The sequence below is a fragment of the Specibacter sp. NPDC078692 genome (assembly GCF_040686835.1).
Classification (GTDB): domain Bacteria; phylum Actinomycetota; class Actinomycetes; order Actinomycetales; family Micrococcaceae; genus Specibacter.
Window position 1 is genome coordinate 18,390 of sequence record NZ_JBFBLV010000039.1, and the last position, 10,793, is coordinate 29,182.

General features: G+C 61.7%; 11 protein-coding genes. 8 read left to right on the forward strand and 3 right to left on the reverse strand.

What is annotated here, in order from left to right; all coding sequences use genetic code 11:
* The first annotated feature begins 86 nt into the window (after window positions 1-86).
* Genes AB0O97_RS18405 through AB0O97_RS18415 form a run of 3 tightly spaced genes read left to right on the forward strand, consistent with a single transcriptional unit; the run spans window position 87 to window position 3,177 of the window.
* Window positions 87-1,145: a secretion protein HlyD gene (locus AB0O97_RS18405; RefSeq protein ID WP_363884638.1), complete on the forward strand. Its 1,059-nt coding sequence runs from the start codon at window positions 87-89 to the stop codon at window positions 1,143-1,145.
* Window positions 1,146-1,147: 2 nt separating this feature from the next.
* Window positions 1,148-1,975: an ABC transporter ATP-binding protein gene (locus AB0O97_RS18410; RefSeq protein WP_363884640.1), complete on the forward strand. Its 828-nt coding sequence runs from the start codon at window positions 1,148-1,150 to the stop codon at window positions 1,973-1,975.
* Window positions 1,972-3,177, forward strand: coding sequence for an ABC transporter permease (locus AB0O97_RS18415; RefSeq protein ID WP_363884641.1), 1,206 nt, complete (start codon window positions 1,972-1,974; stop codon window positions 3,175-3,177). Before AB0O97_RS18410 ends, AB0O97_RS18415 begins: the two co-directional genes overlap by 4 nt.
* Before the next feature lie 41 nt (window positions 3,178-3,218).
* Here the strand turns inward: AB0O97_RS18415 and AB0O97_RS18420 are convergent, their stop codons facing one another.
* On the reverse strand, window positions 3,219-3,866 hold the full coding sequence (locus tag AB0O97_RS18420) for a hemolysin III family protein (RefSeq protein ID WP_363836967.1): 648 nt from the start codon (window positions 3,864-3,866) through the stop codon (window positions 3,219-3,221).
* Window positions 3,867-4,042: 176 nt separating this feature from the next.
* Here AB0O97_RS18420 and AB0O97_RS18425 point away from each other — a divergent pair, with 176 nt between their 5' ends.
* From AB0O97_RS18425 to AB0O97_RS18435, 3 genes are all read left to right on the forward strand, one after another.
* Window positions 4,043-4,804 (forward strand): isoprenyl transferase, encoded by a 762-nt coding sequence (locus AB0O97_RS18425; RefSeq protein WP_363884650.1) that lies wholly within the window; start codon window positions 4,043-4,045, stop codon window positions 4,802-4,804.
* Between the two features lie 37 nt (window positions 4,805-4,841).
* Window positions 4,842-5,492, forward strand: coding sequence for a YoaK family protein (locus tag AB0O97_RS18430; RefSeq protein ID WP_363884643.1), 651 nt, complete (start codon window positions 4,842-4,844; stop codon window positions 5,490-5,492).
* A gap of 216 nt (window positions 5,493-5,708) precedes the next feature.
* Complete coding sequence (locus tag AB0O97_RS18435; RefSeq protein ID WP_363838132.1) at window positions 5,709-7,040, forward strand: PhoH family protein; 1,332 nt, start codon at window positions 5,709-5,711, stop codon at window positions 7,038-7,040.
* Between the two features lie 117 nt (window positions 7,041-7,157).
* Here the strand turns inward: AB0O97_RS18435 and AB0O97_RS18440 are convergent, their stop codons facing one another.
* Window positions 7,158-7,961 (reverse strand): hypothetical protein, encoded by an 804-nt coding sequence (locus AB0O97_RS18440; RefSeq protein ID WP_363836962.1) that lies wholly within the window; start codon window positions 7,959-7,961, stop codon window positions 7,158-7,160.
* Between the two features lie 59 nt (window positions 7,962-8,020).
* Between AB0O97_RS18440 and AB0O97_RS18445 the strand changes: the two genes are divergently transcribed.
* Both AB0O97_RS18445 and AB0O97_RS18450 read left to right on the forward strand, forming a co-directional pair.
* Window positions 8,021-8,530 carry an A24 family peptidase gene (locus tag AB0O97_RS18445; RefSeq protein WP_363884645.1) on the forward strand — a complete coding sequence of 170 codons (510 nt, stop codon included), beginning with the start codon at window positions 8,021-8,023 and terminating at the stop codon, window positions 8,528-8,530.
* Window positions 8,531-8,838: 308 nt separating this feature from the next.
* Window positions 8,839-9,309 carry an NUDIX domain-containing protein gene (locus AB0O97_RS18450; protein WP_363884647.1) on the forward strand — a complete coding sequence of 157 codons (471 nt, stop codon included), beginning with the start codon at window positions 8,839-8,841 and terminating at the stop codon, window positions 9,307-9,309.
* Window positions 9,310-9,974: 665 nt separating this feature from the next.
* Here AB0O97_RS18450 and AB0O97_RS18455 read toward each other — a convergent pair.
* Window positions 9,975-10,793 (reverse strand): MFS transporter (locus AB0O97_RS18455; RefSeq protein WP_363884648.1); only part of this gene is annotated, 819 nt, incomplete at its 5' end.

Consider the following 10,793-nt stretch of genomic DNA (forward strand, 5'->3'; position numbering starts at 1 on the left):
CTGGGGTCTTTCTGACCGGTCGGGTAGATTGAGCGGGACACTTCTCCGCTCGGGGATCTGTGGGGAGATTCCGGAAGGTAACAAGAATGCGTGTGCTGCGTCGTGTGGTTTTTCCCATCGTTTGGATTCTGATTTTCAGTGTCATTGCGGTGGCCCTCGTGAAAATTGCGTTCATTGATGGGCTCAATGACTCTAGTGAAGAGATTTTTCCCGAAGCGCGTGTTGAAGCTCCTGTTATTGAGGCTAGCCGCGCCACGGTGACCAACACCGTGGAATTGACCGGAACCGTAGAAAGCGATTCCGCTGTTCCCGTGCGTTCCACCGCTGCCGGTAAAGTGGTGCATTTCTTCGTGGACCAAGGTGCACAGCTCTCAGTGGGGGAGCGGATCTTTCAGATCCGCAGCGAGGTGATGCCCGAGCCGTCCGCCGTGGTTGTTCAGGAGTCTGATGATGAGGGCTCCGGAGCACCCCGGCCCGCGCCCGGCCCGATCTATTCCTACACAAACGTGCTGGCCACAGCGACCGGCACACTCGAAACGCTCACCGTTCTGATGGACCAAGATACGAGTGTTGGCGAGAGCGTTGGCACTATCAGCCCCGGCACCTTTTCCATCAGAGGTTCGCTAACAACCGCCCAGCAATTCCGCCTCATGGGGAAACCGACAACCGCCACAGGCACAGTAACCAACGGCCCGGCACCCTTTAGCTGCCAAAATGTTCAACTCAGCAACGCCGATGCCCCAGCCAACTCCGCTGCGACAAATGACCAGAACCCCGGCGTCATCTCCGGGCCCGGAACCGATGCCGGAACCGGGCAGGTCAGCTGCGCCATTCCCACAGATGTGACAGTGTTCCCCGGACTCGGGGCCACCATCAACTTGACGGCCGGAGAAGCCAAAGACGTGCTGACGCTGCCGCTGACGGCTGTGAAGGGCAGTGTCCAAAACGGCATTGTCTGGATTTCGTCCGTGGACGGCAGCGCAGCCCCCGAGGAACGCGAAGTAGTTCTTGGACTTAACGACGGCAGCCAGGTGGAAATCGCTTCCGGACTCGCCGAGGGGGAACAAGTCTTGGAGTTCGTGCCCGGCACCGACGCCCTGATGCCCGACGGTCAGATGTCCGGCTTCGGCATGATGGGTGGCTGAGGATGACCAGCATCTTAGATGACCGCGATGAGGAGCTGCCCGCAGCGGTTCAGGAAGCAGCTCTTCAGGAAGCAGCTCCGCAGGAACAAGCTCTGGATGAGACAAATCCACCGCTGGTTGATCTGCGTAATGTCACCCGTACCGTGGTGTTGCCGGACGATGAAAAGCTGCATATTCTGCGTGGCGTTGATTTGCAGGTCCGCGTCGGTGACCACACCGCGATTGTGGGGCGCTCCGGCTGCGGAAAGTCCACATTGCTGAATATTCTGGGGCTGTTGGATGTCCCCAGCAGCGGGCAGATGCGCTTTGCTGGCACACCCGTGGAAAAGCTGCGCAACAACACCCGAGCTAAGCTGCGCGGCTCCAAAATTGGCTTCGTGTTCCAGCAGTTCAACCTCTTGCCGGGGCGCACAGCGTTGGAAAACGTGGTGACCCCGCTGATGTACGCCGGGCGTAAGGAGTTTTGGCGTCGCAACGAACTCGGCATGGAGATGCTGGATCGGGTGGGGCTCTCGGCCCGCGCCACCACTCAACCGCACATGCTCTCCGGAGGTGAACAGCAGCGCGTCGCGATTGCCCGGGCACTGGTCCGGCGGCCGCGGCTGATCCTCGCCGACGAACCCACCGGGGCTCTGGACGTGGAGACCGGTCAGGCCGTCATGGATTTGCTGGACACCATCGCCACGGAATCCGGCGCAGCCTTGGTCACCATTACCCACGATCTCAATGTGGCAGCGCGAGCTCGTACCCGCTACCGTCTGGACGCCGGCGTGCTCTCAATGACCGATGGTATTCCCACCGCCGCAGCCCTCATGGGGGCCGACGCATGACGGCCTTCATTTCCGCCATGGTCGAGGCCTGGTCCGAGCTGCGCATCCACAAAACACGCGTCCTGCTGGCATTGATCGGTGTGGCCCTATCCGTCGCCGTGCTGACCACCGTGGTGGGCGTGGGCAACTTGGCACGCGAAGGAATCCGGCTCGATTCTGAGCGCAACGGCGGTCGCGAAGCAACTGTGTCCGTCTCCATCTACACCGATGCGGGATCCGCTGCGAGCCCTGATGCTGCACGTGTCAAAGAAATCCTCGACGCCGTGGTGAACCGCTACGGCTTTACCCACGCATCGCACTTGCAGCAGGCGCAGGCCCGCTTCCAGTTTCCCAGCGGGGTGCAAAATGTGGAGCTGACGGTGATGGACCCGCCCTACGGCACCATCCACCGGGTGGACGTCTCCAAGGGTGCGTGGTTTGCCCCCGACGACGCCGAGCGGCTGGCTCCCGCCGTCGTCGTCAATGAGGCTTTCTACACGGCTGCGGGACGGCCGAATCTGGTCACCGAGCCACAAGTGGAGATCTTGGGTAAGTCGAGCGCCACGGCCGTAATCATCGGTGTTATGCCGGATCAGTATCCGGAAGCGATGCCACAAGCGTTCATGCTGACGGAGGCCGCTGCGGCGGTTGGTGTTGGCGGGGACGGGTATGGCGGCGGGCAGGAGTTGCGCGTTTGGGTGCCTACGGGGATGTCGGAGGAGTTGGTTCAGGTCCTCAATGCCGACCTCGTGCAGCAGCTCCCGGGCGCCCACGTGGGGGTGTATCGCAGCGACTATGCGGCCTACGGTGATCCTTTTGCCGTCATTCAGATTGCGGTGTCCGGGATTGCGGCGCTGATTCTGTTGCTCGGTGCCGTTGGTCTGCTGAATATTTCCATGGTGACAGTGCGTTACCGTGTGCGTGAGATCGGCATCCGGCGCAGTTTCGGGGCAACCTCGGGCCGGATATTCACCGGCGTCATGATGGAATCCGTCGTGGGCACCACGGTGGCGGGTGCCGTGGGGGTGATGCTTGCGGTGGCGATCGTGAAGAATCCGCTGGTGGAGGCGCAAGTGGCGCCCGGGCTGGATGCCTACCCGGCCTTCCCTGTGGAGGCCGCACTGCTGGGGTTGGGCTCCGCCGTGCTGGTGGGAGCGCTGGCCGGTGCCATTCCGGCGTTGGTGGCCATTCGCGTCAAGGTCATTGACGCGATCCGCTTCTAGCAGCTTATTGAGCTGTCATTTGGTGCTGGCACAGGATCGGGCTAGGCGAAAACCACTAGCACCACGGCCACGAAGTGGGTGGCGAAGGCGGCCACGGTGAGAGCATGAAACAGTTCGTGGAAGCCAAAGTGGCGGTGGCTGAAATTGGGCTTCTTGATCCCGTAAATGACGGCCCCGGCAATATACATGGCCCCGCCCAGACAGATCAACAGCGTGGGTACCGCTCCGGCCGCCCAAAAGTCCGGGAGGAAGAACAGTGCGGTGATGCCCAGCAGCACGTAGATGGGAACGTACAACCAACGGGGGGCGCTGACCCACAGCACTCGGAACAGCACTCCGGCTACGGCGCCGATCCAAATCATCCACAGCAGCAAGGTGGCGGTGGGGCGGGGCAGCATCAGGAAAGACAACGGCGTGTAGGACCCGGCGATCACCAGCATGATGTTGCTATGGTCCAAGCGCTTAAGCGTTGCCCTGGCCGTGGGGGACCAGTTCCCGCGATGATAAAGCGCGCTTGTGCCAAAAAGCAGGACGCCGGTGAAGATGTAAATGGCGCATGCAATCTTAGTGGGCGTGCCTGGGGCTAGAACCACAAGAATGATCCCCGCCACCAAGACCACAGGGGCCGTGCCGGCGTGCAGCCAGCCGCGCCACGTGGGTTTGTGAGCCATTCCGGAAAGGGTGTCCATAGGAAAATCATATCCCGGCATCGAACTAGGTTACTGGTCAGTAGGGTTTGGGTTTTCATATCTTGGCGGGATTCCACGGCTCCTACGGGTAACCTAGAGCTAGCAAGTTTCGTAAGGCCGCAGGGCCATGATTCGTAAAGGTCCGGTGCACTTTCATGGGGGTTTCCACCGCGTCTTTGCGAATGCCTAAATTCATCTACAACTTTTATGAGCGGCGTCTGGCTCGCCAACTGGATCTGTCCAGCGTCCCCGGCCATATTGGCGTCATGGTGGACGGGAACCGACGCTGGGCCAAACAGTTCAACGCCCCCACCAGCCAGGGCCACCAAGCTGGTGCCGATAAGATCCTAGAATTCTTGGGCTGGTGCCAGGATCTGGGCATTAAAGTTGTCACGCTCTACATGCTCTCCACCGACAATATGAGCCGCTCTCCAGAAGAGCTCGACGAGCTCATGGGCATCATCGCCAACACCCTGGATCTGCTGGACGCTGATGCCGACATCAGCGTCCACGCCATGGGCGCCCCGGAACTGCTGCCGGATTACCTAGCCGCACGCCTCTCCTCCCTGACAGCTCGCGTCCCGGCGAAGGAACGCATCCACGTCAACATGGCCATTGGCTACGGCGGCCGGCGCGAAATTGTCGACGCCGTCCGTGAGCTCATGCGATACGCAGACTCTGAGGGGCGCACCATGGCGGAGGTTGCCGACACCCTCACGGTCGATGACATCTCCAAATTCCTCTATACCCGTGGCCAGCCCGATCCTGATCTGGTCATCCGGACCTCGGGGGAGCAGCGCCTCTCCGGCTTCCTCATGTGGCAGAGCGCCTACAGCGAGTTCTATTTCTGCGAAGCACTCTGGCCAGCCTTCCGAAAGATCGACTTCCTGCGAGCTCTGCGCGACTACGCTGGCCGCAGCCGCCGCTTCGGCAGCTAGCGCCCCCGGTTTCATGCATAGTCACTACCGTTCCGAGATGCTCTTGGCTGCGATTCTCTCCAGCGCTGCCGGATTTGTTGACGCCGTAGGGTTCATCCACCTGGGCGGCTACTTCGTCTCTTTTATGAGCGGCAACTCCACCCGCGGCGGGACAGCCTTGGCCGAGGGTAACTGGACGGGGTTCGCCCTGGCCTTTGGACTCGTGGCAGCGTTCTTGACAGGTGTGGTGAGTGCATCGATCCTGCGCCGCATAGTGCCGTCCCGCAAGCGCATGGCGGTGTTGCTGTACGTGACAGCGGCACTGACATCCGCCGTCGTCCTCTTCAACTTAGGGCTGGGTGGCTGGTTGGCGCCGGCCATCATGGCGCTGGCAATGGGCGCCGAGAACGTCATTTTCGAGCGCGACGGCGAGGTCAGCATTGGCCTGACGTACATGACCGGGACCCTGGTGAAGATGGGCCAACACATAGCCAACGCGCTCACCGGCGGAGAAAAACGGCTGTGGCTGCGGTACCTGACGCTGTGGCTTTCGCTCACCACAGGCTCCATCGTGGGCGGTTTTTCCTACCTTGCACTGGACCTGAATGCGCTGTGGATTGCTGTCGGTGTGCTGGTGCTGGCCGTCGTCTTCAACGGCTGGCTGCGCCTGAACCCACCACGCCCGCCCGCCACGCGAGTGGTGCTTTAGCGCGGCTTCGCAAGGACCCGGCAGGCAGGCTGGCAGCCTCCTCTGGCCGTTGGCTAAAGCGTTGCCTAACGTTCACCTCTGGTTGTGGCGTGGCTCCCTGCGTGGCTGCTGAGGCGGCGTAGCTTGGAGTCAACGGAGGGCAACTCCGCCCGACGTACCGATTGAGATCCGGACGTTTGCGAGTCCGGAGGGCTGGAGCGTAACGTGGTCGAAACCATGAACCTTGAGCAGCATGCAGAACCTGCGCACACCGCGACGGATTTGCGCACGTACGTCATTGACACCTCGGTTTTGTTGTCTGACCCCCGTGCCATCACCCGCTTCGCCGAACACCAGGTGGTGGTGCCGATCGTGGTGGTCTCCGAATTGGAAGGCAAGCGCCACGATCCTGAGCTGGGCTATTTTGCCCGCACGGCATTGCGACTCTTGGATGACCTGCGCACCGATCACGGCGGCCTAGCTTCCCCCGTTCCCATAGGGCGCGACGGTGGCACGCTCCGCGTAGAACTCAACCACGTATCCCTCGAGGTATTGCCGCCGGGTATGCGCGGGATGGACAACGATTCACGCATTCTGGCCGTGGCCAAGAACCTGTCCAACGAAGGCCACAACGTCACGGTGGTCTCCAAAGATGTACCGATGCGCGTCAAGGCCTCCGCGCTGGGGCTGTCCGCGGAGGAATACCGCAACGAGCTGGTGCAGGATTCGGGCTGGACCGGAGTTGATGAGGTCGAGGTCACCGAAGCAGAGATGGCAGCGCTGTACAACCATGAGGCGGTGCCCGTCCCCGAAGCCGCCGTGCTGCCGGTCAACACCTCCTTGGTCATCACCAGCAACCGTGGCTCGGCGTTAGGACGCGTCGGTGCAGATCAGCAAGTCCGGCTAGTGCGTGGGGACCGGGAAGTCTTTGGTCTGCACGGGCGCTCCGCAGAGCAACGGCTGGCCCTGGATCTGTTGATGGACCCGGAAGTAGGAATAGTTTCTCTGGGCGGCCGGGCCGGCACCGGTAAGAGCGCCTTGGCGCTGTGTGCCGGTCTTGAAGCCGTGTTGGAACGCAACGAACACCGCAAAGTGGTGGTATTCCGACCGCTCTACGCTGTGGGCGGGCAGGAACTGGGCTTCTTGCCCGGCTCCGAAAGCGAGAAGATGAACCCGTGGGCGCAGGCGGTCTTTGACACGCTCGGCTCGGTGGTTTCAGACACGCTGATGGAGGAGATCATGGAACGGGGCTTGCTGGAGGTGCTGCCGCTGACCCACATCCGCGGACGCTCCCTGCACGATTCCTTTGTCATTGTTGATGAAGCGCAGTCCCTAGAGAAGAACGTCTTGCTGACGGTCATGAGCCGTATTGGTCAGCGCTCCAAGATCGTGCTGACGCACGATGTCGCCCAGCGCGACAACCTGCGGGTAGGACGGCATGACGGCGTGGCTGCCGTGGTGGAAACACTCAAGGGACACCCGCTCTTTGGCCACGTGACACTGACCCGCTCGGAACGCTCGCCCATCGCAGCACTCGTGACGGAGTTGCTGGAGCGCGCCGAGATCTAAACTCTGCCTGAATTCGAGCAGCCACTTAATGTTGGTGTTTGCCGCGGCGGCATGAACGTTAAGTGGCACATCGAATTCATCGGCAGGGCCCAGAGACTACTCGGTGAGGATCAGCATCTAAGCTGTTGGGCCTAGATCCCAAGGAATGTGGGAACGGACATCGGTCAGGCCCATGCTGACCTCCTCGAAGAGGTCATCAAGCATGTATTCGTCAATCCCTTGCAGCACCATCCAATGCCCGGCACCGGCCGTTTCGCCATCTAAGGACTGCGAGGCCACACAAATGCCTGTTTCAATGTCGATCCGAACAGCGGTACGTCCCGGAAATAGCAGGGGAGCATCGGCGAAGAGGGGCCGGTAGCTGGTGTTCGGTGTCAGAACAGCTTCAACTGCCGCCCGTCCTTGATGGCTGAGGGTGGCAATGTCCCTAATTTCAGCAACGTTGGCGAAAGGCGCTTCGAGCGGGACGGGGCGCTCTCCGGCCAATTCCACCGGGTCCAGCGCTGCGGCAGCCCGGCCGGAGCCATAAGCCGGTTCCCCATAGAGCGCCTCGGGACGGCGAACCACGAAACCATCGGAGTCCTTCACCGGATTCACCAGGGCTGGAGGGAGCAGCCACGGCTTGCGGTTTCCACTGATGAACAGCGAATCCCGCGACTCGTTAATCTTGGTGGTGCTGGCTAACAGCTTGCCGTCGAGGGTCTCCACGCGCAACGCACCGGGACGGCGCACCCAGCAGTTCAGCGCCAGGACAGGATCGCTCACCCCCGCGGACGATCCCGGCACCCAACTGTTCCCGGGTCCGCCGTCGGGCGCGATGGGAAACTTTCGGTGCAGCTCAAAGCGAAGGGTCTGCCAACGCCAGGGCGAGGAACGGCAGAGATGTCGAAAAGTATCGGCGGTGAAAGAGGTGGCGCTCATATCCACAGCTTAGCCCCGCAGCCAGCACCGGGCGGCCGGGGCGCTGGTAGCATCGCGCTATGGTCACTCGGCTGATGGATCTGTGGGAGAGCAATGCGCTGGCGCTGCTTTGTGCCCTAGCCGCGAGCCTCTATCTGCTGTGGCTGGCGGTGGTGCTGAGCGTCATTGATATCCGCACCCACACCCTCCCGAATCGCTATGTGCTGCCGGCGTACCCCATTGCCGGGGTATTGCTAGTGTCGGCCGCGTTGCTGGCAGGGACGCCCGGGCATGCTCTCCGGACCGCGGGCGGCGCACTCGCCATGGCGGCGCTGTATTGGCTGCTTTGGGTTGTGTATCCGGCCGGGATGGGGTTTGGGGATGTGAAATTGGCCGGGGTTCTGGGCCTGTTCCTTGGATTTCTGAGTTGGCAGCATGTGGTGTTCGGGGTGGCCGCTGGCTTTGTGGCAGGGGGACTGTGGGGCGTTCTTTTGATCGTCAGCCGCCGCGGCACAGCACAATCTGCCATCCCGTTTGGCCCGGCGATGCTCGCTGGTACGTTGGTGACCATGCTGGTGCTGCCCGCTTGAACTAGTATGGCGCCACGCTGTAGCGGTGCTCGGGCCGCCCGGTGGCGCCGTAACGCAGGCAGCACAGCCGTCTCGGTGGATGTTGCCGCCTTGGGCCCCGTCGTCGGATATGCCCGTTGCCCGCGTGGCCGCGTGAACCGGATGCCTTTCGCATCCGCGCCACTTTGCCCCTGCGCACCGTTAATCCGTAACCACGCGCCACTTATGGAGTTGCGCGTGGTTACGGGCAAACGGTACGCAGCTTCGAACACTTTGGGTGAAGTTAAGCAGCGGGACCGTGTGGGTTGCGCTCAGGTTAGGCTGAATCCATGGGATCACCGGACTTCATCGTCAACCTCCGCAAGAAAATCGGCCACGAACCGCTCTGGCTGCCGGGAGTACGCGGCGTGGTCTTTGACGACGACGGACGCGTCCTGCTCGGCGAACGTTCCGACACCGGCGGATGGGCGCTCATCACCGGGATCCTGGAACCGGGGGAGGAACCAGGTCCGGGCCTAGTGCGTGAAATCTTTGAAGAAACAGCCGTGGTGGCGCGGATCGAGCACCTGTTGGGGGTCGCATCAGTGGGTCCGGTGACGTTCCCCAACGGCGATGTCTGCGACTTCCTGAACGTTGAGTTCATCTGCCGGCATGTCAGCGGCACCGCCCGCGTGAACGACGACGAATCCCTCGCCGTGGGCTGGTTCGCCATCGACGAGCTGCCGCCTCTGCGCCCCGGCCATCTCGCCTGCATTCAGCGGGCTCTGGCCTTTGCCGGGGAGCCACACTTCGAGCGCTAGCCGCTGTCCGCGACCGGATCCATTGCCGAATCAGGTTCAGGACGCCAAAGACTATGGATGTCACGATTCCTGCGGCCCCGCCCGCCATGGCTCCGAAAGCGATGATCATGCCACGTAGATCCAAGCCGCGGCCACTGTCAAAGTAAGCGTCATAGGGTGGCGGAAACAAAGTCAGTGCCAGGGATCCCGCCGTCCAGCTGTAAATCAATGAAGACACTGGGCCCAGGAAAAAGAACCAGGGCATTCGTTTGGCGGGCGCCTTCAGGCACCACAATCCCGCGACCACCAGAACAGTAACTGGCACCAGCGCCAAAACTGCACCGACCAGCAGCTCAACTGTGTCGTAATCCATCGCAGCCCCCTTCAATAGCCAGTAACCGAGTCAACCACAGGCTGCTCGTGCCGTGCTCGTGCCGGAGGGGGTTGCGTAAGCGGCTGCGGGTGGGGTAAATCGCGCATCTTCGCAAGTCGTCGACAAATGAACGGTGGCTAGCCCCGAGATCGGTAGTTACACCGCGACTTTGGTGGCTAACTACCGATCAATCGTTGCCGGCTGCAGAGGGAGCGTTAGTGGCTCAGCGCAAAGGGTCGGTTAACCACCAATGGCGCGTGCCGCCGTCGTACCTTGAGAAGTACGACGGCGGCACGCGCCATTTGCTAAAGCTTTACGGCCTGTCCGGGGTATCGTCCGGCGCATCCTTGGTCAGCAGAAGCGTGTTGGAACCCTGCGCTGCGGAAGTGACCGGGGTGCCAGCAGCGCGCTCGGCCTCCAGCCGTTCAGCTTCGGCACCACCCACCGCCTCGCCGCGAGCCACCATGCCGGAGGTGTCAGAGAGCGGAATGACCTTCATGAAGAGGGCCAAAACCAGCGCTACCACCATGAACGGGATGAGGTACCAGAACACCGGTGCCAAGGAGTTGGCGTAGGCGTCGACGATGCCGTCCTGAATGACCTGCGGCAACTTGTGGAGCTCCTGCGGGTCAAGGGTGGACATCGCACCACCAGCCTCTTCCGGCGATGCGCCGCCAGCGATGAAGACCTCGGTCAGCGCCTGGGCCAGACGGGTGGTGAACATGGCCCCGAAGATGGCCACGCCCAACGCAGAACCTACTTCACGGAAGTAATTGTTTGTACTGGTGGCGGTACCCAGCTGGGCCGGCGGAACCGAGTTCTGCACCACGATCACTACAATCTGCATGATAAAGCCGAGGCCGGCTCCGAAGACAAACAGCTGCGCACAAATGATCCAGATGGGCGTCTCGGCGGACAACGTGGTCAGCCACAGCATGGCGAGGATGGTCAGCGCTGAACCGATGATCGGGAACGACTTGTACTTGCCGGTCTTGGACATGCGGATACCGGACCAGATGGAGGTTCCCATCAGGCCCACCATCATGGGCAACATCAACAGTCCGGAGACGGCGGCTGAGGTGCCAGTGGACATCTGCAGGAATGTGGGCACAAACGCGATGGCTGCAAACAT